Origin of the sequence: Thermoactinomyces daqus (genome assembly GCF_000763315.1) — a bacterium.
Lineage (GTDB): Bacteria > Bacillota > Bacilli > Thermoactinomycetales > Thermoactinomycetaceae > Thermoactinomyces_A > Thermoactinomyces_A daqus.
In genome coordinates, this window is record NZ_JPST01000014.1 from 173,499 (window position 1) to 199,615 (window position 26,117).

Consider the following 26,117-nt stretch of genomic DNA (forward strand, 5'->3'; position numbering starts at 1 on the left):
TCCAACTTTTATTTTACCCTAGTTCATTTTAAGAGCAACTCCCGCTCCCAAAACAATCTCTTCCATCTCAAATCCCCCACCGCTTGTCATTTGGATAATTTTTGACGCAGCAATGTCGCCGCATCAATCATGCCCAAAAACTGGATCAACAGCGAAATTGGCGTAATGATTGAGACTGGAACCAAAAGGATCAGCCATCCTCCGCTTTTTCCCTTGCGGTGCAACAGAAAATGAATAAATCCAAATCCCTGGATCAGGAACAGCTCATGCAAAATGGTCAAAACGCTGATCCCCCCGTGTAATCCAACCACGGAAGGAAAGAAGTATAAAGCAACAAGGGTTAATAAGTAAAAATAGAAAAACACCTTCGGTAACCGCCACTCATGAAAAGCAGGCAACGTTTTTCTCTGAAATCCCTGACGCGACAACCAGCTTCTGGCGGTATAAAAGGTGATGAGAGCCATAAGACCGATAAGGTTAAAAAACACAGGCGGGACCATGGTTCCATTCGATAAGGCCTCCAACGCCTGTGCCCCTGCTCCCGATTCCTGCAATATCTCTTCCATACGAAGCGATTCTGTCTGCCAAATCGCCTTTACCCAATCGAACAGATGAAATGATTCTCCCACATACAAAAATCCCCAGGAACCAACAGCCCCAGATGCAACCCCGCTCAACACCACATCAGCTCCTGTCGTTGCCGAATGGCGATAGCAATACCCCATGATGCTTCCCATAAACCATGCGAATAAGGCGAGCAGAGCGGAGATTGCGGGGAAAAAGACAAACGCCACGCCCAAGGGGATGAGCGAAATGATCAGCGCTGCCGAAGGCCTTTTCACGCTCAGCAAAAGAAACGGCAGCGGGAGAAGCCAAAAGGTGATCATGGGAATGAAGGAAATACTGAGCGAGGCGAGCAATAAGAGAAAAAGCCCTGACATAAGAAGGCCGTCCTTTATGATCCCTTTCAGATCCTGCGGCAAATTGAATGTCACCTCTTGTTTAAATAATCATCAAGAGAGGACAAATCGCCATACCACTCTTCCAACTGGTGGCCTTCCCTGGCGTGTTCACGCAGCTTCTGCGAAACCGCTTGATCAAGTTCCCGAAAAGAAAATCCCATTCTTCTCGCCAACACGTACACGGAAATAGCCAAACTGGATAAACTATCTATGATCATGTGCTGATTGGCATAATGAATCCCCTTAAAAAGGGTGGCAATCTGGTCCAAAACCTCGGTTTTCAACCAATCAATCACTTTTATGCTTTTGGCGAATTGCACTCCCCGTTCAGGCCGGCTCATATGGTTGCACTCCTCCAAAATACTGCAAGTTTAGGAGAAATTTCCACATAAAAGAGCCGATTTCCTGCTTATTATACAAAAACAGGGGCATCAATCTCACCCCTGTTTTTGCGATCAATCATTGGTGTATGGCAACAGAGCCATTTGACGAGCCCGTTTGATGGCACGGGTCAACTGGCGTTGGTATTTGGAGCTGGTTCCCGTTACACGGCGCGGCAGAATTTTACCACGCTCGCTGATAAACTTGCGCAGCAAGTCTACATCTTTGTAATCGATGTAATCGATTTTATTGACGGTAAAGTAGCAGACTTTGCGGCGTTTGTTTCCGCGGCGACGAGCCATTCTCTTTTCCCCCTTCCTGTTTGCGATTCAGACGTTCAGATTAGAAAGGCAGATCATCATCAGAGATATCAATCGGTTGTCCGTCATCAGCAAAGGGGTCATCCATCGGCTTGTTTCCTTTGTTGTAAGTGCTTCCCCCGCCAAAGGAGCTTCCACCAAAGCCCGGAGCAGAGGATTCACTGCGGTTTTTCGGCTCAAGAAAGCGAACATCATCGGCCACGACATCTGTCGTATAGACCGTACGCCCTTCCTGATTTTCGTATTTCCCGGTCTGCAGACGGCCGTCCACACCGACCAGAGAACCTTTTCTGAGGTAGTTGGCGCAGTTTTCGGCCAGTCCCCGCCAAGTGACGATATTGATAAAATCCGCTTCGCGTTCTCCGTTTTGATTCGTGTAGTTGCGGTTAACCGCAATGCTGAATCTCGCTACGGCCACACCGCTCGACGTATACCGAAGCTCCGGATCACGCGTCAGCCGTCCTACCAGGATGACCCGATTTATCATGGATAACCTCTCCCCTTTGCATGATCAACCTTCATTTATCGAATAAACAGGCGATTATTTTTCATCGATGTTAATGATCATATGACGCATGAAGTTATCATTGATGCGAACCACATGATCAAGTTCTTTCACAACATCGGCAGACGCACGGAATGTATAAACCGTGTAGATCCCTTCACGGTAGGAATCGATCTCGTAAGCGAGACGGCGTTTACCCATGTCATCCGCGTTGATGATTTCCCCGCCGTGTTGCGCGATGGTTGCTTGCACTTTTTCGCGGCACGCTTTCACGGTTTCTTCATCAACGTCAGGACGAACGATGAACATGATTTCATAGTTGTGAGTCATCTTCCACACCTCCTTCTGGACTGTACGGCCCTGCCTGTCGCAGAGCAAGGAGAACATGAATTCTCTCTACATGTACGATTATACATTTTAGCAAACAGCCCGGAATAAATCAATGTTTGAATCGGATTTGCTCTCTAAAAATCGTGCCGACGGCGGGAAGGGATTTTGATTGTCTCCCGCTTACACATTGAATCGGAACGTCATAATATCCCCGTCCCGGACCACATACTCTTTTCCCTCTAAACGCAATAACCCTTTTTCCCGTGCCGCCGCGAGGGAACCGGCATTCAGCAAGTCCTCGTAACCGATCACTTCCGCCCGGATAAACCCTCGTTCAAAGTCGGAATGAATCACTCCGGCCGCTTGCGGGGCTTTTGTGCCCTGGCGAATCGTCCAGGCCCGGACTTCTTTTTCGCCCGCGGTAAAATATGTGATCAGGCCGAGCAAACGGTAAGCGGCTGCTATCAAGCGATCCAGCCCTGAGGAGGAGAGACCCAATTCCTCAAGAAACATGGCCCGTTCTTCCCCTTCAAGTTCGGCGATTTCCGCTTCCACTTGCGCACTGATCGGCACCACTTCGGCTCCTTCCTCCGCAGCAATCCGTTTGACGATCTGAACATACGGATTGGCTTCCGGATTGGCCAGGTCTCCCTCATTGACATTGGCGGCATAGAGAACATTTTTGAGCGTAAGCAGATTTAAACTCTTGATCAGTTTCCTTTCATCCGGATCCAGGCTGACGGTACGGGCCGGTTTCCCTTCGGCCAGCGCTTGCTGCAAACGGGTTAAAATCCCGTGTTCGGCAATCGCCGCTTTATCCCCGCTCTTTTTCTGGCGGGCCACCCGATCAAGCCGCTTTTCCACTGTTTCCAAATCTGCCAGCACCAGCTCGAGGTTAATTGTTTCGATATCGCTGGCCGGATCAACCTTTCCGGCTACGTGCGTAATATTTTCATCTTCAAAACAGCGCACGACATGGATAATCGCATCCACTTCACGGATGTGGGACAGAAATTTGTTTCCCAACCCTTCTCCGCGGCTCGCTCCTTTGACCAGTCCGGCAATATCCACAAATTGAAATGATGTGGGAACAATCCGCTGCGGATTGACGATTTGCGCCAGTTTCATCAAACGTTCATCCGGCACGTCAACCACCCCGACATTGGGGTCAATCGTACAAAAAGGGTAATTGGCCGATTCGGCCCCCGCTTGGGTAATTGCATTAAATAATGTTGATTTTCCTACATTGGGCAAGCCCACGATCCCAGTTGCTAACGCCACTTTTTGCGTTCCTCCTCCATCGTGATCCAATTCCGAATCCCATAATCAAACCCTTGTTCATTATAGCGGAAACCACGATTTTCTTCCATGCATCCCGCCGCCTTCTTTTCCATTCGGCGGTGACCATGTTGATCTCCGCCGGAGGCTTACTCTCGTTCAGCTCGTTCTTGTGCGGCAGAAACCAGAATGCGCTTCAATCGCTTTTCAAAACGGGAACGGGGCAAAAGGACACTGTGCTCACATCCGGTGCATTTCATGCGGATATCTGCACCCATGCGGATGATTTTCCAGGCATTGGTTCCACACGGGTGCGGTTTTTTCATCTCGACAATATCCCCGAGTCCAAATTCCTTTTTTTGCAAATGCGATCCCTCTCTCCTTTTTGATTGCTAACATTATAGAAACTGGCCTGCGCCAATTCAACCATTTTACTCATTCAGGCAGCAGATTCATTATCCGCCCCCGCTGCCGGCATCTCCAATAATGACAACCCGTTTAAGCGGCTCGGGAATGTATTTCCACACCGCCTTTTTTGTTTCAGCAGGGTGTGAGAAAGCCTCGATTCTTTCTTCAGCCGTTTTCATGGGCAAATGTATATTTTTCCGAATACAGCCGTATACTATGAAAGAGTTTTTTGCGGAGGTCAAGAATAAATGAGAGAAATTCCGTCCATTCGGAAGCGGTCTCTGTCTCCTCTCCCATTTCGGGTTGAATATACTGATCCCGCGGCAGACCAGAGGTTCTCAACTCAGTTGGCACTAGCTCTTCACCGGTTTCTGCCCAGCCCGGAAATCGTTTGTGTCTGTATCGGGACAGACCGCTCTACCGGTGATGCCCTCGGACCTTTGGTCGGTACACTCCTCAAACAAAAAATGCCGGGTTCACTCACGGTTTACGGGACATTGGACGAGCCTGTCCATGCGCTCAACCTCGAACAAACCGTGCAAATGCTGCATCAGGAACATCGTACGGCTACTGTTCTGGCCATCGATGCCTGCCTGGGTCAATTGAAAAGCGTCGGACAGATTCAGTTAGGATTGGGGCCGGTCAAACCCGGGGCAGGAGTGCACAAAGAGTTGCCGGAAGTTGGCCAGATCCATATTACAGGAATTGTGAACGTGGCCGGATTTATGGAATATTTCGTTTTACAAAATACCCGCCTGAGCTTGGTCATGAAAATGGCCGAAATTATTTCCAACTCGATCGTCAGGGCGGTAAACCAAACCTCGCTCTCACTTGCATGAGAGCCTCTTTTTTCTTTCAGTCCGTTTCGCGAAAAAAGCCAAAAGATCTTCTCCGATCAACCGTCCGGGAGCGGATGGCCATTGGTTTGACTCCTCTCGCCTCCGGATTTCATCCTCCCGAAATAAATCAGTCACTCGTATTTAAAAGCGGCGGCGATTTCCCGAACCGCATCGATCACGGCTGTGATCTGCTCTTTTGTATTGAAATATCCGGGACTGACCCGAACAGCTCCATGCTCCGTCTTCAGACTTCGGTGTTTCAGCGCAGCGCAATGAAATCCGGCACGTACTGCTATCTGATAATGCTGGTCGAGGATCGTCGCCACCTCAATTCCATCCGCATTTTCCATAGTAAATGAAACAATCGGCAATGCGGGTGCAGCGGAAGTCAGAACCGTGACACCTTCAATCGCTTGCAATCCTTCCCACAGCTGACGGGTCAACTCCTGTTCATGCCGGTAAATCTCTCTCAATCCTGTTTTCATAATAAAATCGATTCCTGCCCCAAGCCCGGCAATCCCGGGGGTATTGGGAGTTCCGCTCTCATATCCGTAAGGACGTTCCAACGGCTGCTCCACTTCTTCCGAGCGATTTCCCGTCCCGCCCTGAAGCAGGGGTTGCAAGGGAACATCCGGTTTTACGTAAAGCCCGCCCGTTCCCTGCGGGCCAAACAAGCTTTTATGTCCGGGAAAAGCAAGCAGGTCGATCGGCATTTCATCCAAATGAAAAGAGAGTAATCCCGCCGTTTGCGCCGCATCAACCAAATAGAGAATGCCATGCTTTTTCGCCATCTCGCCCAGCTCCGCAATCGGTAAAACTTCCCCTGTCACATTGGAGCCGTGAATCGTAATCAGCATCCGTGTTTTCTTGCGAATTTGCTCCTCCAGCAAAGAGGTCCAGTCTGCGCGTTCATCCTTTCCGTCCACAACCGTAACCTCAACCTTTGCTTCTTTTTCCAGCCAATAGACGGGGCGTGCCACCGCATTATGCTCCCATGCCGTGATGATCACATGATCTCCCGGCTTTAAGATGCCCTTAATGGCCATATTCAGAGCATGGGTCGTATTCTGGCAAAAGAGCAGATGATTCGGATCCCGCACCCCAAACAGCCGGGCAAGTTTCTCCCTAGTCTCTTCAATCGTTTGCGCTGCTTTTACCGCCAGCTGGTGGCCTCCCCTCCCCGGATTGGCACCAAACTCATCGATGGCCTTTTTAACAGCATCAGAAACCCCTGGAGGTTTGGGCCATGTGGAAGCAGCATTATCAAGATAAATCAATGTCGGATTCCTCCTTTTCACGATGATGAAAAGTTTAAGATAAAATCATCTCCGGTCTGGTAAAAGACAGAAGGGTCCCTTCAAGGACCCGGTTAAACTCGTATTCATCAATGAAGCCGCTCACTGCCTGCGCCGCCTACCTTCCTCCGACCACTCTTTCTTGATTTAACAATTCAATCAGCCGTTCCAACTCCCGATCGGAATAATACTCGATCTCGATTTTCCCTTTTTTCCGCCCGTGCTTGATGCGAACCGGCGTACTGAAAACTTGCTGCAACAGATCTTCATAGTGTTTAATCTGCGGGTCCAATTTTTCTTTGCTCTTTTTCCGTTCTTTCTTGGGCATTGTCTGATTGAGCTGTTGCACCCATTCCTCCAGCTGGCGTACACTTGGCTTTTCTTTTTTCACCTTCTCCGCCAGCTTGATGAGCAAATCCGCATCTTTTACGCCCAGAAGCGCCCGGGCATGTCCCATTGACAATGTTCCACGTGAAACATCATCTTGAACTTGCGGCGGCAATTGCAGCAAACGCAAAAAATTGGCGACATGGGGACGGCTTTTTCCCACTCGTTCTGCCAATTCTTCCTGGGTAACCGACAAATGCTTCATCAATTTCTGATAGGCGTGGGCCACTTCCATCGGATTGAGATCTTCCCGTTGCAAATTCTCAACAAGCGCAATCTCCATCATCTGATCGTCTGTAAACTCACGAACGACCACCGGAACTTTCGTCAGCCCGGCCGCTTTGGCAGCGCGAAAACGGCGCTCTCCTGCGACAATTTCATAGCCGCGAATGCTTTTTCTCACAACCAATGGTTGGACTATTCCATGCTGTTTAATCGATTCGGTCAATTCCTGCAGCAGTTCATCATCAAAATGTTTGCGCGGCTGATAGGGATTCGGGCGCAAATCCGTTATTTCCGCCTCGTGAACATGATCCTCCTCTGTCGTCACATCCACTTGAAACAAAGCGCCAAGCCCTCGTCCGAGGCCTTTGTTACTCATTTTGCATCACCACTTCTTTCGCCAGTTCGTTATAGCATAAAGCACCACGCGATTTCGGATCATATGTGATGATCGGCTTCCCGTGGCTTGGTGCCTCACTGAGCCGAACGTTTCGCGGGATCACTGTCCGGTAAACCTTTTGCTGAAAGTACTTTTTCACTTCGTCCATCACCTGAACGGACAAATTGGTTCTGCTATCGAACATGGTCAGCAGAACGCCTTCCACTCCCAGGTTTTTGTTTAAGTGTTTTTGCACAATGCGAATCGTATTCAACAGCTGTCCCAATCCTTCCAGAGCATAAAACTCACACTGAATCGGAATGAGGACAGATTCGGCTGCGGTTAACGCATTTAATGTAATAATCCCCAGTGATGGAGGACAATCGATAAAAATATAATCAAAATCCTGTTTCACTGATTGCAATGCCCGTTTCAGCCGCAGTTCCCGTGAGATGGCCTGCGATAATTCAATTTCAACCCCCGCCAGTTGAATAGTCGCCGGAATCACATAGAGATTTTCGACGATCGATGGAATCAGCACTTCCTCGACCGGTGCCTCGTTCATCAAAACATCATAGACACAGCGTTCGACATCGCCCTTATTGATGCCAAGTCCACTGGTCGTATTTCCCTGCGGATCAATATCAACAATTAAAACCCGTTTTCCGAGAGAGGCGATGCCGGCAGACAAATTGATCGACGTCGTCGTTTTTCCGACGCCCCCTTTCTGATTCGCAATCGCAATCACTTTCCCCATTTTTCCACCTCTTTTCCTTTAACCAGACCCCAAACCGCTCTTGCATTCCATCTCCGAGGCGACATCGGAACTGCGGCCTCTTCCTTTTCTGAAAGTTTTTGCAGTCGAGGGCGCAGGGTTCCCCCCCTGACCTTCCCGCGTTTCAAATGGCCATCAGCGAAGCACCAATCCCCTCCTGGTTTTGTCCCATCCAAATCCCGGGGGTGGTGTTTGACAAATGATGCCCTTTTCCCGAACGGATTCATTCAGACACCTGACTCAACAAGAAGAAAATGATCCGCTGAACGGCTCCTCCCCTTCTCCCGAAACAAGCAGGGAGCAGCGCAAAAATAAAGAAAAAGAGGCGTTTTTGCCTCAATATTACATTTCGATCCTTTCTTTATTTTAATGAACGTTTTTCTCCAACGGAAGGAAAAAATCAGACAAGTGAACCAAATTATTTGGGAATACGGATGACAAGTTCCACATAATCCTGATGATCCTTCTCATCAGTCAACACATCCATCCCCGTCTGCTTTACCATATCGATCGATTGGCGAATGGTATTGATGGCAATCCGGAAATCGCGAGAGACGGACTTTCGTTTCCCTTTCTTTTTCGGTGCGGCCGGCTCCTTCTCCAGCAACCGCCGAACCCGTTCCTCGGTCTGTTTCACATTTAAGTCCCGTTCCAAAATCTCTTTCAGCACTTCCAATTGCCGGCTCGGTTCTTTCAAGGCCAACAGGGAGCGGGCATGCCGTTCGGTTATGGTCCGTTTCAGCAATTCCTCCTGAACGGCTTGGGGAAGTTGCAACAAGCGCAACTTGTTCGCAATCGTGGACTGTCCTTTGCCGAGGCGTTGCGCCAGGCTCTCCTGCGTCAATTGGTGCAGCTCAATCAGTTTTTGATAGGCATGAGCCTCTTCAATCGCAGTCAACCCTTCCCGCTGAAGATTTTCAATCAGTGCGGCAGAAGCCGCCTGGCTGTCGGACATATCCCGGATCACTGCGGGCACGGTCGTCATCCCCAACTTTTTAACCGCCCGCAGCCGCCTTTCTCCCGCAATCAATTCATATCCCTGACCCTTGCGGCGAACGACAATCGGCTGAATCACACCATGGACACGAATCGTTTGACAGAGCTCATCTATCCGTTCTTCGTGAAACAATGTGCGAGGCTGATAAGGGCTAGGGACAATTGCCTCCACAGAAATTTGTTTAATCTGGTCGGTTTCCTTCTCAACCAGACCAAACAGTCGCGAAAACGACTCTTTCATCAACACAGCCACCACCTTAGTCTGGAAACCTATTTCAAAACGGGCGTAAATGGATGGCGTAAAACGATGGACGCACGTATTTTCCAGGATTCAAAGACCCAACCTTACCGCCGATGATTTGAATTCCGCACCTTTCTGACGCCGGGCCACTTATTATTACCATTTCGCTGCCGATTACCATCTACCTCCTAATCTCCTGATCAAGATCGAAAATCAAGATATGAACTGTCATCGTTTTGTAAGAATATGCCCATCCGGCTCCCGTTCCTGCATTTGGACTGATCCGCACAACAGAGTTCTTTGTTCCACGTGGAACATTAACCATTCATCTGCGTTCCCCGGCTGAAACGCGTCAAATTTTCGAGGATTGTCACAGACCGGAAACTCGGCAGTTTAAGGGGGATCGCGCCCGGTCTGCAAATACTTTCACAGCCCAAACTTCTTCTCTGATCCGAAAATCGACGATATTTGAAGAACTTTGTCGTTATTGGTCATTCTATGTTGACCCTTGGGCTTCACAATTGATAGAATCGTGGGAAGAAGGGGATTTCATTCACTTGAGGAGGATATCTGAAAAATGAGTGCACCTGTATACATAGGGAATGACCAGGGTTATTACGGAACAAAAGTGGTTACCCGTGCCAACGGAAAGTTTTATAAAATGTTTATCCGTAACATGGTCGTACCAAACCGTGTCGGTGAAATCACTTATAATAATGACCCTCACAATATTATGTACCGCGAGCGCGAAGGGGATCGCGAATGGTTCTGCGGCAAGCTGGCCATCGAGCAAGCCGGCGATGACGAATTGTTCGACTCCCACAAGCGTCGTCTGTTCAGCCCAACCTGGTTCCGTGAACAAGAATATCTGATCATGTTCCGCGTCAGCACCGGCCTCATGCTGCAAGGAAGCACCGAACCGGTTGTATCCGTCGCATTGCCAACCGACAGCTACATCGACTACAAAGATGAGTTGAAACGCCGTCTGGTGGGCAAACACAGTTTTGAAGTGAAACAAGGAAACCTCCCCTGGCGCAAAATCGAATTTGAAATTAAGCGGGAAAATCTCTTCGTAATCAGCCAGCCGATGGCCACCTTGTTCCATATCGCCCTCGACCGTGAAGGCAAACTGTTAAACGAAGATTTGTTCATTCAAAAAGTAAGCATCAACGACCTTGGCTTTGGCACATCCGATATCGAAACATTGCACGGAGAAACGATCATTAAACGCCAAAGCTTCACGTCGCGTCACGCGATGCTGAATGTTTATCACACCCTGGCAAAACGCCTGCTCGATTTTACACGCAATGCAGACCCGGACGGTCACGGGAAGGAATATCCGATCTGGAGCCTGCCGCGCATTGTTCGTTCAGGTGAAATCAGCTTCAAAGGAAAAACGCACGACGTCAGCCCCATCGTCCAGGAATGCATCAGGGAAGTCGGGGAAGCTTTGGTGGAAGAAGTTTGGAACCGGCTCGACTACGGCGATGACATTACCTATATCATCCTGACCGGCGGTGCTTCGATTCCGTTTAAACCTTTCTACCGCGAACGCTTCGGCGACAAGCTCATCTTTGCTGAAGATTATGGCATTGAAGCACAATTTGCCAATGGTTTCGGACTTTGCAAGTTCGCCCAATCCAAAGCGCGAACCGTTCCGACTAAAGAAATGCTTGAAGCAGCTGCTTCGATTCAACAAGAATTCTCCGTCCCAGATGCCCTGGGTGAAAGCAAAAAAGAGGCGAAAGCGAAAAAGTAATCCCTGTTCCCCCCATGGGTGACCCTGGGGGGCTCACTTCTTATCAACCATTCGGGGAAAATTTTGACAAATGAGTGCTGTGCCCCTTCCAATGCAAATGGAACAACAGGCACAGCCGGAGTCAGCAAAAGGAGGGGGAGTGTATGTCACAGTTTGAATCCCGGTATGATTGTATTGTGATCGGTACGGGAAAATCAGGCCAGGCATCAGTCGAAGCCTTGAAGGAAAAGGGGTTGAACCCCCTTTATATTCATTTGACAGCAGAGATGCTGACGACGATGGTCAGCCAGCAAATAGGCCAGCAAACCAGTCCGGACGGCGATTCCTCCTCACAGACCGGCGGCTTTATGCACGCGAATGCGGACGGATGCATTTATTCCCAAAAGCAGACTTTGCAAACGCCTTTTGGTGAAACGACCACTTATACGTTCCAAGTGCAGCAACCCGCCTTGGGAGAATCGGTACAGGAGAGCAAAACCTCCACCCCTGAACCTTTCTCCCCGATCGGTTCACTGTCCGACGGAGAAGATCCGGAAGTGCTGGAAGCACAACAGGTGGAGTATGTATCCCCTTACCCGTTTCTTAATGAACGATCCCGGAGAAAAAAAGCATTCAGACGCCACAAAAACAGATTCTCTTTTCAAGAGCAACCGGAGATGGAAGAAGAATATCCCATCTATCATCTTGAGCGAATCAAGTTAGAGGATGAGGAGAGCAAGGATGAACCCGTTTCCGGTTGGCAAGAAACCCCTTATTACGACGGGAGAAATGGCCTCCAGGAAGATTTTGAACAAAAAGACGAAGTGGTTGATTCAGAGACTCCCCCGGTTTATCGGGAACGGGAATTGAAATTGCGCAAACGGTTGACTGAAAACCATCGCATGCAAGGAGTCAGTGAATCCGACCACGAGGAAGAAGAAGCGGAAGACTCCATTTCCAAAAGCTTCGACAATGATTTCTTCCAAGACTCCGGCTTTTTTCAGGACCCGATGTTCAAGCCGTTTGCCTATCCGGGCGAAAGAAACCAGCCAAACCAAACGGGGCAGCAAACATTTGAATCGCAGCAATATGAACAAAATGGTTATGATCCATCCTTTGAGCCACGCCCGTTTTCAAGCCGGACATCCTTTGATTCCGACTCATACGAATCGGACAAAAATGAACAAGCCAACCAGGAACAAGATGTTTTCCCGCTGGAACCGTTCTCTCCCAGACGGCGTTCCCGCAACCAAAAAAAAGCGCGTCTGCAATCTTTGACTGAGCAAAGGGAAAAAAAAGAACTTAACCGTCCCGCCAGCATTTTTTGGGAAGAGACACCCCAGGAAGAAGATCACAGCCTGTTCCCCAACGGACAGCCTACGATTCAGCCGTTTGGCCGCGAGCCCGAAGATGAACCCGAGAAAGAGGGGGATTCCAGTTTAAAAAGGGACGATATTGAATTCGAGGATGCTTATGGCGGCTATAATTCCTGGGAGGAATTCATGACCCCATTCTCGCAAAACAGCCGCAAACGGCAGGAGATCGACAAGGTCGAAAAAAGGAAAATCGCTTTGCGCGGACTGCACAATCTGATCAATAACCTCGGATAAAAAAGGAAGCCGTCGTCTCTGAACAAAGGGAGATCCGGCTTCCTTTTTTAAAAGCGAATGTGAACTTAAACCAGCGGTTGCTTTGCGGGCGTTCCTGCTTTACGCGGATACGCCTTGGGCGTCTGATCCCGCTTTTTCATGATCAGAATATTCCTCGTCCCCATTCCCTCCGGCAACTGAAACTCTTCTCTCTCCACCGTTGTCTTGCCCAAGATAAACAGCGCCCGTTTGGCTTCCGTTATCTCCTCGCCCACGGAAGGCCCTTTCATCGATACGAAATATCCTCCGACTTTGACAAATGGCAAACAGTACTCCGCCAGAACATTTAATCTGGCCACGGCCCTCGCCGTCACCAAATCAAAAGACTGGCGATACCCCTTCTGTTTTGCCAGGTCTTCCGCACGGCCATGAACGCATTCCACTTCTTTCAGGCCGAGTGCGTCGGCCGTTTCCCGCAAAAACTGAACGCGCTTTTTGAGCGAATCCAACAGCACCAGCCGGAGATGGGGAAATGCGATTTTCAGCGGAATCCCCGGAAAGCCTGCACCGGTCCCCACATCGATCAGCGAATCAACCTCTTTTATATCCAAACTCTTCGCCAACAGCAAAGAATCATAAAAATGCTTGACATAAACCTCCCGCGGTTCAGTGATCGCCGTCAGATTCATCACTTTGTTGGTCTCCACGAGTCGCTCGAAATACTGCGCAAACTGCCTGAGCTGTTGATCCGAAAGGATAAGCCCCCATTCCGAGACCGCCTGCTGCAACCACTCTCCATGTTCCTGCACCGTGTTCCCTCCAAGTTTCACTTCGCATAAGCCTTTCCATTTTGCTCGATATGCACCATCAAAATGGAGATATCCGCAGGGTTGACTCCGGAAATGCGCGACGCTTGCCCCAGCGAGATCGGACGCACTTGTTCCAGCTTTTCCCGCGCCTCAGAGGAAATGCCGGCAATTTTCCCGTAATCCACCCAATCCGGAATCCGCTTTTCCTCCATGCGGCGCATTTTCTCTACCTGTTGCAACGCCTTTTTGATGTAACCTTCGTATTTCAGCTGGATTTCCACCTGTTCCGCCACATCCGGCGCAACCGGTTCCGGTGGCGGAGACATCCGGGCGATTTCCTTGTAGCCGAGCTCCGGCCGTTTGATCAGCATGGCCAGCGGCACGGCATTGTTGATTCTCGAGGTTCCCATCTCTTCCAAAATCGATTGAACCTCTTCGGTCGGACGTACCTTCGTTTCGCGCAAACGGGCAATTTCTTTTTCGATCGCTTCACATTTGGCGGTAAAGCGGCGATACCGTTCCTCAGAAATCAAACCGAGCTCATAGCCGAGATCGGTGAGGCGAAGATCAGCGTTATCATGCCTCAAGAGCAGACGGTACTCCGCCCTTGATGTCAAAAGGCGATAAGGCTCATTGGTCCCTTTGGTGACCAGGTCATCGATCAGGACGCCGATATAGGCCTGGGACCGGTCGAGAATCACCGGATCTTTCCCCTGAACTTTTCTGGCTGCATTGATTCCGGCCATAATGCCTTGCGCAGCTGCCTCTTCATATCCGGACGTGCCGTTGAGCTGCCCGGCGGTAAACAGTCCTTCCACCCGCTTGGTTTCCAGCGATGGCCAAAGCTGCGTGGGAACGATGGCGTCATATTCAATCGCATAACCGGTACGCATCATTTCCGCTTTTTCCAATCCCTTGATGGTGTGGAGCATCTTCAGCTGGACATCTTCCGGCAGACTGGTGGATAAGCCCTGCACATACATCTCTTCGGTCTCCCGGCCCTCCGGTTCGATAAAGATCTGATGGCGGCCCTTGTCGGCGAAGCGCACGATTTTGTCCTCAATCGAAGGGCAGTAGCGGGGGCCGCGACCCTCGATCGTTCCGGAGTACATCGGGGCACGATGGAGATTCTCCTGGATGAGACGATGGGTTTTTTCATTGGTATAGGTCAGCCAACAAGGCAGTTGGTCTGTGATAAACCGGGTCGTCTCATAAGAGAAAGCACGCGGCTCTTCATCGCCGGGCTGAATTTCCATCTGGCTGGTGTCAATCGATTTCCGGTTTACCCGGGGCGGTGTTCCCGTTTTAAACCGCACCATTTCAAATCCCAGCTCTATGAGATGATGGGCCAGATTAACCGACGGCTGCTGGTTATTGGGCCCGCTCTCATACGAGAGATCCCCGATAATCACCTTTCCGCGCAGATAGGTTCCGGTTGTGAGCACCACTGCCTTGGAGGTATAATGGGCGCCGGTGCGCGTCACCACCCCTTTGCAGACCCCGTTTTCCACGATCAGCCTCTCCACCATGCCCTGGATCAGCTCAAGATTTGGCGTGGTTTCCAGCGTTTTTTTCATCTCCCGCTGGTACAAAACTTTATCTGCCTGCGCCCGCAGTGCATAAACGGCCGGTCCTTTTCCCGTATTCAACATGCGCATTTGAATATGGGTTTTATCGATATTTTTCCCCATTTCACCGCCCAGCGCATCGATTTCCCTGACGACATGCCCCTTGGCCGGGCCGCCGATCGACGGATTGCATGGCATATAGGCGATCATGTCGAGGCTGATCGTCAACAGCAAGGTGGAGCACCCCATTCGCGCGGCTGCCAATGCCGCTTCACATCCCGCATGTCCGGCTCCGACCACAATCACATCATAACTCCCCGCATGGTAGGACATCCTTGATTCACCTCTTTATTTACCCAAGCAAAACTGGGAGAAAATCTGATCAATCAAATCTTCGGCCACCGCATCGCCAATCACTTCACCCAGAAACTGCCAGGCGTTTTTCAAGTCTATTTCCACCATATCCAACGGCATGCCGGCATCAATTCCATTCAAAACTTCCCGCACGCTCTCCAGCGCTTTTTTGAGGAGATGGATATGGCGGGCATTGCTGACATAAGTTCCATCCGCCATGTCGACTTTTCCCAACTTAAACAGCCGTGAAATCGCTTCTTCCAAATCTTCGATTCCGCGTTCTTCCTTTAATGAGGTCGTAATGATCGGCAGATCCCCGGACAGCTCCCTTACCTGATCAAGATCCAATTTCCGCGGCAGGTCCGTTTTATTGACAATAACCAGTGCCGTATGATTCCGCACCCATTGGAGCAGCCGGCGATCCTCTTCGTTCAACGGTTCCGCGTAATTGAGAACCAACAGGATCAGGTCGGCCTGTTCCAGCGCCTGCCGGGAACGCTCCACACCGATCCGTTCAACCACATCCTCGGTTTCGCGAATTCCGGCAGTATCCAATAAACGCAGCGGAATTCCCCTGACATTGACATATTCTTCGATCACGTCCCGGGTGGTCCCGGGGATATCGGTTACAATCGCCTTGTTCTCCTGCGTCAGGGCGTTCATGAGCGAAGATTTGCCGACATTGGGTCTGCCCACGATCGCAGTGTGGATTCCTTCACGAATGATTTTGCCCTGGCGCGCGGTACTCAACAGGCGCTCGATCTCCCGTTCGATCTCTTGCGCCCGTTCGCGCAACAGCTTCGCCGTCATTTCCTCGGCATCATATTCGGGATAATCCACATTGACCGCCAGATGAGCCAGCACTTCCAAAATTTCGTTGCGCAGCCGGTTGATCATCCGCGACAGCCTGCCTTCATGCTGGCCCAACGCCATTTTGGCAGCGCGATCCGTTTTGGCCCGAATCAGATCCATCACTGCTTCTGCCTGTGAAAGATCGATTCTCCCGTTTAAAAAGGCCCTTTTTGTAAATTCGCCCGGTTCGGCCAGGCGGGCCCCTGTCGCCAGCAGCGCCTCAAGAGTCCGCTCGACGGGAATCATTCCGCCATGGCAGCTGATTTCCACCACATCTTCCCGGGTAAATGTACGCGGGGCTCTCATCACGGTTACCAAAACCTCATCAATTCTCTCTTTCGATTCCGGGTCAATGATAAAACCGTAATTTACCGTATGGCTCGGCACACTGGCCAAACTCTTCTTTCCCTTATATATTTTATCCGCGATCGACACCGCCTCCGGTCCGCTGACACGGATGACCGCGATGCCCCCTTCGCCCATCGGGGTTGAGATCGCAGCAATCGTATCGGTATCCATAGTGTCACCTCGAATCTAATCTTAGCACACCGCCAACTGCCAGGCAAAAACAGGGTATGAAAAAACTCCCCTGAAACAGGGGAGATACCGGGCCGGATTTACCCGACGTTTGTATCCTGAAGTAAGTGGCAGTCCAGAGACAACCAATTCCTTCATCAGGTTAGTCCTGCCAATAGATCACCACCGAGCGGTTGGGTTCTTCTCCACGGCTCACCGTTTTCAGATTCGGTTCTTTCTTGATCGTCTGGTGAACCCACTTCCGTTCATTGGCCGGCATCGGGGATAACCGGACCTCCTGGCGTGTCTGCCTTGCCTTGGCCGCCATCTTCATCACATACTCAGCCAACGCTTTGCGTCTCCGCTCCCGATAGCCGTCGATATCCAATTCAAATCGCACCGGCTTCTCCTCACGGCGATTGGCTGCGAGGTTGACGAGGAGTTCCATTGCTTCCAGTGTCTGTCCATGCCGGCCGATGAGCGCACCTGTCTGCTCCTCCCGAGCCGTGATGGTGACAAACCCCTTTTTCGCTGAAGTCGTGATTTCCACCGTTGCGTCCGCCCCCATCCGTTGCAGCAACCCCTGCAAAAAGGCACGGGCTTTTTCCGCCGGATCTTCCATCACTTCCACTTCAACTTTAGCCGGGCGACGGCCAAACAACCCCAAAAAACCCCTGCTCGCCTCTTCCACCACCCGAACGCGAAGACGCTCACGAGAAACGCCTAACTGTTTGAGCGCCTGGGCGACGGCTTCTTCAACCGTTCCCGCCTCGACGATCAGTTTGTTCAACGGACGGTTCCTTCCTGGGTCACGTTGCTTTTCTTCATCTTATTGAAAAACAGCAGGTACGTCAGAATCGTAAAGATGTTTCCGCCCACCCAGTACAGGGAAAGCGCTGCAGGGAACTGATAAGCGAGGAAGAAAATCATTACCGGCATCACCCAGACCATTACTTTCATCTGCGGATTGGCACCGGCGCCGGTCGAAATAAATTGCAAATATGTCGTCACGGCGGCGAGCAGCGGCAAAATATAAAAAGGATCCGCTTTGCCCAGCTGCAGATACAAAAAGCTGGAATGGGCGATATGTGCGTTTCCGATGATGGCACGATAAAAAGCCAGCAATACGGGAATCTGGATCAGCAACGGCAAACAACCGGCCATCGGATTCACATTGTGCTTCTGGAACAGCTTCATCGTCTCTTCTTGCAGTTTCTGCTGGTTGTTTTTATATTTCTCCCGCAGTTTGGTCAGCTGCGGCTGCAATTCCTGCATGGCCTTGGCGCTTTTCTGCTGCTTCCACGTCAGCGGGAGAATCACCAGGCGAACCAGAAAGGTTACAACCAGAATGGATAATCCGTAGTTCCCGAGCCAGTCTTTAAACAAATCTAACAAGTCGGATAACGGAATGACCAAGATCTGTTCAAACCAAGATGGATGCGCGCGGTCAATTTTGTATTGTCCCGGGTTCGTCGAACACCCCGACAGCATCACCACAGAAAGCACGAGCAGCAGTACTGCGGCGATCCAACGCCTGCGTTTTAACAAGGGAATTCCCTCCTCATTTTGAGCTTCGATCACTGTGGAATCTATCTGGCCGTTTCTGTCGTTTTTCCGGCACATAATCAAATCCCCCCGGGTGAAAGGGATGACATTTGAGAAGCCGCCTCAGCGTCAACCAACCTCCGTAAACAAAACCATGCCTTTGAATGGCGATCAGCGCATACTCCGAACAAGTGGGCACAAACCGGCATACGGGCGGTTTCAGCGGTGAAAGAAAGCGTCGGTAAAAATGGATGAGACCGAGGGCAATCCATTTCATTGCCATTCCCCCTTGATGCGGTTTACTTCGGGGGTTTCGTGACAAAGCACTTCCCCTTCTGGAAAACGTGAAGGAGGCTCGCTTTCACTTGCTTATAATCCATTTGCGCCGCCGGAATGCGGGCGATAATCACATAATCCGTTTTCGGATGGAGATAAGGGATAAAATGCCGGGTTACTTCCTTGACCAAACGCTTAATGCGATTGCGCACAACCGCTTTCCCCACTTTTTTGCTGACAGAGATCCCGATCCGCGGCGGCCCCTCCGCCTTGCGGCCGAGCATCACAACGACAAACTGCCGATTGGCGACGGATTGCCCCGCTTGAAATACCTTTCTGAAATCGTTTCGTCTTTTCAGACGATATTCCTTTTGCAAAGATCGGCTCCTTCCCTACTAAAAAATACAAGTCCATCAACAATTATAGAGCAAAACCCGGGAGAATAAACTACCAAAATTGCGTATAGGAAAAAAGGCCACATCAGAAAGTGGCCTCGACAAATTAAGCGGATAATACTTTTCTTCCTTTTCTTCTGCGTCTAGCCAGCACTTTACGGCCATTCTTGCTGCTCATGCGAGCGCGGAAACCGTGAACATTTTTGCGTCTGCGGTTGCTGGGTTGATAAGTTCTCTTCATATCGCCACCTGGCCGCCAAATCACCCTGAGAACCATCTGACTCTTCCGGTCCTTTGCAAAGCCGGTCGAACACAGGGGAACGCGTCCAGGAGAAACCTCCCTTCTTGCGTTGAATTTCCGTACGTAAACCCCGACGGACAATCTCTATCATTATATCCGGGATGTTTCCATCATGTCAAGAAAGAGGAAATCCACAGACCTGTTTATCCACATGTGGATATTTTTTTCGTTATCCACCGGTTATCCCGACATTATCCTCCGTTTTTCCACAATATCCACACCTGTGGATAACTGTTTTTCATCTTCCTGTGGATTGTGGATAACTAACTATTTTTCATTGTAAATACTGGTTTGTTTTGATATTCTATTGGTGTTTTCTTGTGGATAAATTTTACGGTTTCATCCGGTTATCCACAGATTGTGGATAACTCCCTCATAAAGAATCCACAGGCTGTGAATAAAAGATATCCACAGGCTGTGGAAATTGTAGATATATGCCTTCATCTGTCAAAGGGCAAGGGAATTCCCTGTGGATAACAATGTTCAAGAATTAGTCAAGGGAAAGGAGGTTCTTTGATGATCCACATCCAAGAATTATGGGCGAAAACGCTGGATTCCATTCAGGACAAAATCAGCAAACCCAGCTTCGAGACATGGCTGAAAACGACGGAAGCCATCCAACTTCGCGAGGACATTCTCGTCGTTTCCACCCCCAACGATTTTGCCCGCGACTGGCTGGAATCGCGTTACGCCGATCTCGTTCGCGATGCCTTGAAGGAAATAACCGGTTCCCCTCTCGGCGTGAAATTTGTCAGCCAAAGTTCTGAAAAAAACCAGGCGGATTCCGAAAAGAAAGCAGACACCGCGGAGGCTGAAGAGGAAACGGAGGAGGAGCCGCCGCGCACACAGCTCAATCCGCGTTACACCTTTGATACATTTGTGATCGGCTCCGGCAACCGCTTTGCCCACGCCGCATCGCTCGCAGTGGCGGAAGCACCGGCCAAAGCCTATAATCCGCTGTTTATCTATGGCGGCGTCGGACTGGGCAAAACGCACCTGATGCATGCGATCGGGCATTATGTCCTCGATCACACGCCCTCCAGCCGCGTGGTCTACATCTCATCGGAAAAATTCACGAATGAATTTATCAATTCGATCCGCGACAACAAGACGATCCAGTTTCGGAACAAGTACCGGTCCGTGGATATCCTGTTAATTGACGATATTCAGTTTCTGGCGGGAAAAGAACAAACCCAGGAAGAATTCTTCCATACATTTAATGCCCTTCATGAGGCCAATAAGCAAATCATCATCTCCAGCGATCGTCCGCCCAAGGAAATCCCGACGCTGGAAGACCGGTTGCGTTCACGATTTGAATGGGGACTGATCACCGATGTGCAACCCCCCGATTTGGAGACGAGGATCGCTATCTTGCGCAAGAAATCAATCGCTGATAACTTAGATGTTCCGAGTGAAGTATTGGCTTTCATCGCCGATCGTGTCGATACCAACATTCGCGAACTGGAAGGGGCGCTGATCCGCGTGGTCGCCTTTTCGGCTCTGATGAATCAGCCCGTCACGCCGGAACTGGCCGCAGAAGCGCTAAAGGACATCATGCCGCAATCGCGCCCCCGGGTGATCAGCATCCATGATATCCAGCAGGCTGTCGCCAATTACTATCGCTTGCGGGTGGAAGATTTAAAAAGCAAGAAACGGACGAAGTCTGTCGCCTTTCCCCGTCAAATCGCCATGTACCTTTGCCGGGAACTCACAGATTTCTCCCTTCCGAAAATCGGGGAAGACTTCGGCGGAAGAGACCACACCACTGTCATCCACGCTCACGAGAAAATCAGCCGCAATCTGAAGCAAGATCCTCAGCTGGAACAAGCAATCAGCCAATTGAAGCAGAGAATCAACCGCGGCTGATTTCATGTTCCTGTGGGTATTGTGGATAACCGGATACAGCTTATGCACATCTTTTCCACAGGCCGGATTGCCCGGCTTGTCCGGGCTCGGACCACTTTTCCACATTATCCACAGCTCTTACTACTACTACTGCTGTCTTCTTTAAAAAAATATATATATGCAAAGCCGTTCCGGTTTATGTCTACTTTTTCATTTGTTTTTTGACTCATACTAAGGAGGATGAATATGAAGTTTCGCGTGATCAAATCAGCGCTGGTGGATGCCGTTTCCCAAGTGTCCAAAGCAGTTTCCTCCAAGACGACCATTCCGATTCTGACCGGAATCAAAGTGACGGCGGATGAAAACGGACTTTTGCTCACCGGCAGCAATTCCGACATCACGATTCAGGTGCGGGTTCCGAAACGGAAAGACGACTTGGAGCAGGTATTTGTGGAAAAGCTGGGAAGTGTCGTTCTCCCCGGACGCATCTTCGGCGATCTGGTAAGAAAACTCCCAGGAAAAGAAGTGGAATGGTTTGCCAATGAGAAGTTTCAAACCACGATCCGCTCGGAAACATCCGAATTTCATCTGAACGGATTTGACCCTGTGGAATATCCGCGTTTGCCGATGTTATCCACAGAACAGCTCTTCAGCGTGTCAGCCGATACCCTGAAAACTTTGATTCGGCAAACCGGATTTGCCGTTGCCACCAATGAGGCGCGCGGCGTTCTGACGGGTGTCCTGATGCAGCTGGAAGGCGGTGTGCTCACATGCGTGGCGACGGACAGCCATCGTCTGTCCAGGCAACAGGCCCATGTGGAAGGATCGGAAGAACTCACTTTGAAAAACGTGATCATTCCCGGCAAAAGTTTGACCGAACTCGCCAAAACGCTGGCAGATTATACGGGAATTGTGGATATTATCGTGGCGGAAAACCAAATACTGGTAAAAACGGATGAGTGGGAATTTTATTCCCGCCTGCTCGAAGGAACGTATCCCGACACCAACCGGGTTATTCCGGACGGCGGGGAAACGGAACTCATCTCTTCGACCAAGGAATTGTTACAATCCGTTGATCGTGCATCACTCATCAGTCGGGATGGACGGGATAATGTGATAAAATGGACTTTGAAAGACGGGAAGGTAGAGGTGAATTCTGCCGCACAGGATATCGGAAGCGTGACGGAGGAAGTCATCGCGAAGGTAAATGGGCCGGAACTCGGCATTTCCTTTAATGCCCGGTATATGATGGAAGCCCTCCGCTCCATTGAAAGCGATGAGATTCGCATTCAATTTACCGGTCCGATGCGGCCTTTTTTGATTCAACCGACCGATCGAGAGGATTCCCTGCACTTAATCGTCCCGATCCGCACCCGCTAATCCCGAAGGAGGGAGCTTTGTTGCAGCAGGTTAAAATCGACGGCCCGTACATCACGCTCGGGCAGTTGCTGAAAAAACTCGATCTCGCTCACAGCGGGGGCTTTGTGAAAATCTTTTTGCAGGAAGTGGAAGTAAGGGTAAATCGGGAGCCGGAATCGAGAAGGGGACGAAAGCTTTATCCACAGGATATTGTGGATATCGCCGGATACGGTTCGGTACAAGTGATCGGGGAGTAAGGGAGGGCCCTCAATCTTGAGAGTGGAAAATTTAAACCTGAAGCAATTCCGCAATATTGCGGAACTCGACCTCCATTGCCCCGAGGAACTCCATCTGTTTGTCGGACCGAATGCCCAGGGAAAAACCAATATTCTCGAATCCCTCTATCTCCTGGCGCTGGGGAAATCCCATCGCACGCGAACGCACAGGGAATTGATCCGCTTCGGCGAGAAAAGGGCTGTTGCCAAAGCCAGCGTCAGAAAAGGGGAACAAAAGCTCCGGCTGGAAGTGCAAATGACGGAAAAAGGGAAAAAGGTGAGTCGAAACGGAATTGAGCAGCCACGGCTCAGCCAGTATATCGGCTCCCTCCCCGCCGTTTTATTCGCTCCGGAAGACCTGGCGCTCGTCAAAGGAAGTCCGCAGATTCGCAGGCGCTTTTTGGATATGGAGATCGGACAGGTCAGCCCCGCTTATGTTCATCATCTTACGCAATTGAACAAGTTATTGACGCAGCGCAACAGTTTGCTAAAACAGTTAGGCCAGAAAGGGACATTCCAGTCCGCACTCTTAAATGTGCTGGATGAGCAGTTCATCCAGTTTTCCATAGATCTGTGGAAGAAACGGCTCGCTTTTCTTTCTTCTCTCAAGAAATGGGCAAGAGGGATTCACCAGGCAATCACGCGCGGCCTGGAAGAGCTGGAGATCGAATACCTCCCGTCTCTGCCGTCGCTGCTCGACACGGATCCGGGGGAATGGCCCCTGCTTTTGCAGAGGGAATTGGAAAAAAAACGCGAAAAAGAGATTAGACGCGGAACCACCCTGATTGGCCCGCAGCGGGACGACTTGCGTTTGACAGCCAACGGACTTGATCTGCACCTGTACGGTTCACAGGGGCAGCAGCGAACGGCCGCTTTATCTCTGAAATTGGCTGAAATTGAACTGATTTATCAGGAGACCGGCTATTATCCTGTTCTATTATTGGATGATGTTTTATCTGAACTTGATGATTCCCGAAAAACGCACCTACTGGAGGCGATTCGCGGCCGTGTGCAAACCTTTGTCACCACGACCAATCTGGAGGGGATTGATCAGGAAACACTGGCGAAGGCGCGGATTTACCAGGTGCGGCAAGGGCGTATAACGGAACTGGGGTGATCAGGTGTTTATTCACCTAGGGGGAAGCCGCACGCTCCGCATTCGCGAGGTGATCGCCATCCTGGATGCGGATGTGCTGGAAGAATCCGGAGACTGCACTTTCCTCGAAATGGCCAGACGAAAGGGGAAGGTGGAACGGATTTCGCCTGAAGCAGTAAAATCTTACGTGATCACAAAGAATGGTGTGTTCGCTTCGCCGATCTCGTCAACCACATTAAAAAAAAGGGCGGATGACAGCCAGATTCCGGGGAAATAAGCGGTTGACCAACCCTGATTGGCCTTGAAGTCAATCGGTTGTTTTTGTTTTACGTTAGTTTTGGATAAGGAAGCAGGTGACCGAATTGTCCGTACAAAATACCAATTACGATGAAACTCAGATTCAGGTACTGGAAGGATTAGAGGCTGTTCGTAAACGCCCGGGAATGTATATCGGGTCCACATCGAGCCGCGGTTTGCACCACCTCGTATGGGAAGTGGTGGATAACAGCATCGATGAAGCATTGGCCGGGCGGTGTGACACGATTGAGGTGATCGTCAACCCGGATAACAGCGTAACGGTCACTGACAACGGAAGCGGGATTCCGGTCGGAATTCATCCGAAAATGGGGCGGCCGGCCGTTGAAGTCGTGATGACGGTTCTCCATGCCGGCGGAAAATTCGGCGGTGATGGCTACAAATTTTCCGGCGGCTTGCACGGAGTGGGCGTGTCGGTGGTGAATGCCCTGTCGGAATGGCTGGAAGTGGAAGTGAGACGGGAAGGAAAAATTCACCGCCAACGTTACACCCGGGGCGTGCCCGATTATGACCTGCAAGTGATCGGGGAAACGGATGAAACAGGAACGAAGGTTACGTTCAAACCCGACCCGGAAATCTTTACCGAAACGACGGAATACGATTATGACATTTTGCAAAACCGCCTGCGTGAGCTCGCTTTCCTGAACAAGGGGATCAAAATCATATTGGAGGATCGGCGCGAAAAAGAGAGAAAGGCGGAATTCCAATATGACGGCGGCATTCGATCCTTTGTGGAATATCTGAACCGCAACCGCGAAGTGCTGCATGAGCCCCCGATCTATATCGAAGGCGAACGGGATTCCATCCCGATTGAAATTTCGCTTCAGTATAATGATTCTTTCTCATCGAACATTTATTCGTATGCCAACAATATTCACACGCATGAGGGCGGAACGCATGAAGCCGGCTTCAAATCGGCGCTTACCCGGGTGATCAACGATTATGCCCGGCGGAACAACCTGTTGAAAGAAAACCAAAGCAACCTGACCGGCGATGATGTGCGGGAAGGGTTGACGGCCATTATCAGTGTGAAAATCGGTGATCCGCAGTTTGAAGGGCAAACGAAAACCAAGCTGGGAAACAGTGAAGCCCGCTCGGCCACGGAACAATTATTTGCCGAGGAGTTCCAGATCTTTCTGGAGGAAAACCCGGCGGTGGCCAAAAAGATCATCGGAAAAGCGGTAATGGCTGCACGCGCAAGGGAGGCTGCCCGCAAAGCCCGGGAATTGACGCGTCGGAAAAATGCACTGGAAGTCAGTTCATTGCCCGGGAAATTGGCGGATTGCACCTCCAAAAACGCTGCCGACAGCGAACTGTTCATCGTTGAAGGGGATTCCGCGGGCGGTACTGCCAAGCAGGGGCGTGACCGCATGTTCCAGGCGATCCTCCCCCTCAAGGGAAAAATTATCAACGTAGAGAAAGCGCGGTTGGACAAGGCACTTTCCAACGATGAAATCCGGACGATCATCACTGCGCTCGGCACGGGGATCGGCGGTGACTTCAATCTCGACAAGGCGCGGTACCACAAGATCATCATCATGACCGATGCCGATGTGGACGGCGCGCATATCCGCACGTTATTGCTGACCTTCTTCTACCGCTATATGCGGCCGCTGATTGAAAACGGCTATGTTTATATCGCGCAGCCTCCGCTTTATAAAGTGACGCAAGGGAAAACGGTTCGCTATGCCTACAATGACCGCATGAAAGAGGAAATTCTCAAGGAACTGGAAGGAAAGGGCAAAGTGGAGATCCAGCGGTACAAAGGGCTGGGAGAAATGAACGCGACCCAGCTCTGGGAAACGACGATGGACCCTGAAAGCCGCACATTGCTGCAAGTTTCCCTTGCCGATGCGATGGATGCTGACGAGGTATTTGAGATGCTGATGGGCGACCGGGTTGAGCCGCGGCGCGTTTTCATCCAGGAATATGCGAACCAGGCTACCTTGGATGTGTAACCGGCAGG

General features: G+C 50.5%; 28 protein-coding genes. 9 read left to right on the top strand and 19 right to left on the bottom strand.

The features are described 5' to 3' along the window. Positions 1-86: 86 nt before the first annotated feature. From JG50_RS0107445 to JG50_RS0107475, 7 genes are all read right to left on the bottom strand, one after another. Positions 87-941, bottom strand: a complete 855-nt coding sequence (locus JG50_RS0107445; RefSeq protein ID WP_152568512.1) for a DUF2232 domain-containing protein — start codon at positions 939-941, stop codon at positions 87-89. 50 nt (positions 942-991) lie between these two features. After that, a complete protein-coding gene (locus JG50_RS0107450) occupies positions 992-1,303 on the bottom strand; it encodes a MazG-like family protein (RefSeq protein WP_033100472.1) in 312 nt (103 codons plus the stop codon). Between the two features lie 114 nt (positions 1,304-1,417). After that, positions 1,418-1,645 (bottom strand): 30S ribosomal protein S18, encoded by a 228-nt coding sequence (gene rpsR / locus JG50_RS0107455; RefSeq protein WP_033100473.1) that lies wholly within the window; start codon positions 1,643-1,645, stop codon positions 1,418-1,420. 40 nt (positions 1,646-1,685) lie between these two features. Then, on the bottom strand, positions 1,686-2,150 hold the full coding sequence (gene ssb, locus JG50_RS0107460) for a single-stranded DNA-binding protein (RefSeq protein WP_033100474.1): 465 nt from the start codon (positions 2,148-2,150) through the stop codon (positions 1,686-1,688). Positions 2,151-2,204: 54 nt separating this feature from the next. Continuing rightward, the gene (rpsF, locus tag JG50_RS0107465; protein ID WP_033100475.1) at positions 2,205-2,498 is read right to left on the bottom strand and encodes a 30S ribosomal protein S6; all 294 of its coding nucleotides are present in this window, start codon (positions 2,496-2,498) and stop codon (positions 2,205-2,207) included. Between the two features lie 180 nt (positions 2,499-2,678). Continuing rightward, positions 2,679-3,779, bottom strand: coding sequence for a redox-regulated ATPase YchF (gene ychF / locus JG50_RS0107470; RefSeq protein ID WP_033100476.1), 1,101 nt, complete (start codon positions 3,777-3,779; stop codon positions 2,679-2,681). Between the two features lie 146 nt (positions 3,780-3,925). Then, a complete protein-coding gene (locus JG50_RS0107475; RefSeq protein ID WP_033100477.1) occupies positions 3,926-4,141 on the bottom strand; it encodes a DUF951 domain-containing protein in 216 nt (71 codons plus the stop codon). 291 nt (positions 4,142-4,432) lie between these two features. Between JG50_RS0107475 and yyaC the strand changes: the two genes are divergently transcribed. Then, positions 4,433-5,023 (top strand): spore protease YyaC, encoded by a 591-nt coding sequence (gene yyaC, locus JG50_RS0107480; RefSeq protein ID WP_033100478.1) that lies wholly within the window; start codon positions 4,433-4,435, stop codon positions 5,021-5,023. A 131-nt stretch (positions 5,024-5,154) separates the two neighbouring features. Here the strand turns inward: yyaC and JG50_RS0107485 are convergent, their stop codons facing one another. From JG50_RS0107485 to noc, 4 genes are all read right to left on the bottom strand, one after another. Next, the gene (locus JG50_RS0107485; RefSeq protein ID WP_033100479.1) at positions 5,155-6,300 is read right to left on the bottom strand and encodes an aminotransferase class V-fold PLP-dependent enzyme; all 1,146 of its coding nucleotides are present in this window, start codon (positions 6,298-6,300) and stop codon (positions 5,155-5,157) included. Positions 6,301-6,436: 136 nt separating this feature from the next. Beyond that, on the bottom strand, positions 6,437-7,306 hold the full coding sequence (locus tag JG50_RS0107490; RefSeq protein ID WP_033100480.1) for a ParB/RepB/Spo0J family partition protein: 870 nt from the start codon (positions 7,304-7,306) through the stop codon (positions 6,437-6,439). Further along, entirely contained in the window at positions 7,299-8,063 is a 765-nt protein-coding gene (locus tag JG50_RS0107495) for a ParA family protein (RefSeq protein WP_033100481.1), read from the bottom strand. Before JG50_RS0107495 ends, JG50_RS0107490 begins: the two co-directional genes overlap by 8 nt. 436 nt (positions 8,064-8,499) lie before the next feature. Continuing rightward, the gene (gene noc, locus JG50_RS0107500) at positions 8,500-9,324 is read right to left on the bottom strand and encodes a nucleoid occlusion protein (RefSeq protein WP_033100482.1); all 825 of its coding nucleotides are present in this window, start codon (positions 9,322-9,324) and stop codon (positions 8,500-8,502) included. 571 nt (positions 9,325-9,895) lie between these two features. Here noc and JG50_RS0107505 point away from each other — a divergent pair. Beyond that, a complete protein-coding gene (locus JG50_RS0107505) occupies positions 9,896-11,077 on the top strand; it encodes a ParM/StbA family protein (RefSeq protein ID WP_033100483.1) in 1,182 nt (393 codons plus the stop codon). A 143-nt stretch (positions 11,078-11,220) separates the two neighbouring features. Then, on the top strand, positions 11,221-12,666 hold the full coding sequence (locus JG50_RS0107510; RefSeq protein ID WP_033100484.1) for a hypothetical protein: 1,446 nt from the start codon (positions 11,221-11,223) through the stop codon (positions 12,664-12,666). A 65-nt stretch (positions 12,667-12,731) separates the two neighbouring features. Here JG50_RS0107510 and rsmG read toward each other — a convergent pair whose 3' ends face one another. The 8 genes from rsmG to rpmH all read right to left on the bottom strand — a co-directional run bounded on the left by rsmG (position 12,732) and on the right by rpmH (position 19,201). After that, complete coding sequence (gene rsmG, locus JG50_RS0107515) at positions 12,732-13,454, bottom strand: 16S rRNA (guanine(527)-N(7))-methyltransferase RsmG (RefSeq protein WP_181735396.1); 723 nt, start codon at positions 13,452-13,454, stop codon at positions 12,732-12,734. A gap of 17 nt (positions 13,455-13,471) precedes the next feature. Further along, the gene (gene mnmG, locus JG50_RS0107520) at positions 13,472-15,355 is read right to left on the bottom strand and encodes a tRNA uridine-5-carboxymethylaminomethyl(34) synthesis enzyme MnmG (RefSeq protein WP_033100485.1); all 1,884 of its coding nucleotides are present in this window, start codon (positions 15,353-15,355) and stop codon (positions 13,472-13,474) included. Positions 15,356-15,370: 15 nt separating this feature from the next. Continuing rightward, positions 15,371-16,747, bottom strand: a complete 1,377-nt coding sequence (gene mnmE / locus JG50_RS0107525; RefSeq protein WP_033100486.1) for a tRNA uridine-5-carboxymethylaminomethyl(34) synthesis GTPase MnmE — start codon at positions 16,745-16,747, stop codon at positions 15,371-15,373. A 160-nt stretch (positions 16,748-16,907) separates the two neighbouring features. Further along, positions 16,908-17,534, bottom strand: a complete 627-nt coding sequence (gene jag / locus JG50_RS0107530; RefSeq protein WP_033100487.1) for an RNA-binding cell elongation regulator Jag/EloR — start codon at positions 17,532-17,534, stop codon at positions 16,908-16,910. Continuing rightward, on the bottom strand, positions 17,531-18,235 hold the full coding sequence (locus JG50_RS0107535; protein WP_052154118.1) for a YidC/Oxa1 family membrane protein insertase: 705 nt from the start codon (positions 18,233-18,235) through the stop codon (positions 17,531-17,533). Before JG50_RS0107535 ends, jag begins: the two co-directional genes overlap by 4 nt. 70 nt (positions 18,236-18,305) lie before the next feature. Continuing rightward, positions 18,306-18,566 carry a membrane protein insertion efficiency factor YidD gene (yidD, locus tag JG50_RS0107540; RefSeq protein WP_181735397.1) on the bottom strand — a complete coding sequence of 87 codons (261 nt, stop codon included), beginning with the start codon at positions 18,564-18,566 and terminating at the stop codon, positions 18,306-18,308. 22 nt (positions 18,567-18,588) lie between these two features. Then, positions 18,589-18,942, bottom strand: coding sequence for a ribonuclease P protein component (gene rnpA, locus JG50_RS0107545; RefSeq protein ID WP_033100489.1), 354 nt, complete (start codon positions 18,940-18,942; stop codon positions 18,589-18,591). 124 nt (positions 18,943-19,066) lie between these two features. After that, positions 19,067-19,201, bottom strand: a complete 135-nt coding sequence (gene rpmH / locus JG50_RS19275; RefSeq protein WP_081943776.1) for a 50S ribosomal protein L34 — start codon at positions 19,199-19,201, stop codon at positions 19,067-19,069. Positions 19,202-19,777: 576 nt separating this feature from the next. Here rpmH and dnaA point away from each other — a divergent pair. The 6 genes from dnaA (at position 19,778) to gyrB (ending at position 26,109) form a co-directional block, all read left to right on the top strand. After that, complete coding sequence (gene dnaA, locus JG50_RS0107550; protein WP_033100490.1) at positions 19,778-21,127, top strand: chromosomal replication initiator protein DnaA; 1,350 nt, start codon at positions 19,778-19,780, stop codon at positions 21,125-21,127. Between the two features lie 225 nt (positions 21,128-21,352). Next, positions 21,353-22,486, top strand: a complete 1,134-nt coding sequence (gene dnaN / locus JG50_RS0107555; RefSeq protein WP_033100491.1) for a DNA polymerase III subunit beta — start codon at positions 21,353-21,355, stop codon at positions 22,484-22,486. A gap of 20 nt (positions 22,487-22,506) precedes the next feature. Next, positions 22,507-22,722, top strand: a complete 216-nt coding sequence (yaaA, locus tag JG50_RS0107560) for a S4 domain-containing protein YaaA (protein ID WP_033100492.1) — start codon at positions 22,507-22,509, stop codon at positions 22,720-22,722. 22 nt (positions 22,723-22,744) lie between these two features. After that, complete coding sequence (recF, locus tag JG50_RS0107565; protein ID WP_309485161.1) at positions 22,745-23,857, top strand: DNA replication/repair protein RecF; 1,113 nt, start codon at positions 22,745-22,747, stop codon at positions 23,855-23,857. 4 nt (positions 23,858-23,861) lie between these two features. Continuing rightward, positions 23,862-24,113 (top strand): extracellular matrix regulator RemB, encoded by a 252-nt coding sequence (gene remB / locus JG50_RS0107570; protein ID WP_033100494.1) that lies wholly within the window; start codon positions 23,862-23,864, stop codon positions 24,111-24,113. Between the two features lie 85 nt (positions 24,114-24,198). Continuing rightward, on the top strand, positions 24,199-26,109 hold the full coding sequence (gene gyrB / locus JG50_RS0107575) for a DNA topoisomerase (ATP-hydrolyzing) subunit B (protein ID WP_081943785.1): 1,911 nt from the start codon (positions 24,199-24,201) through the stop codon (positions 26,107-26,109). Positions 26,110-26,117 lie beyond the last annotated feature (8 nt).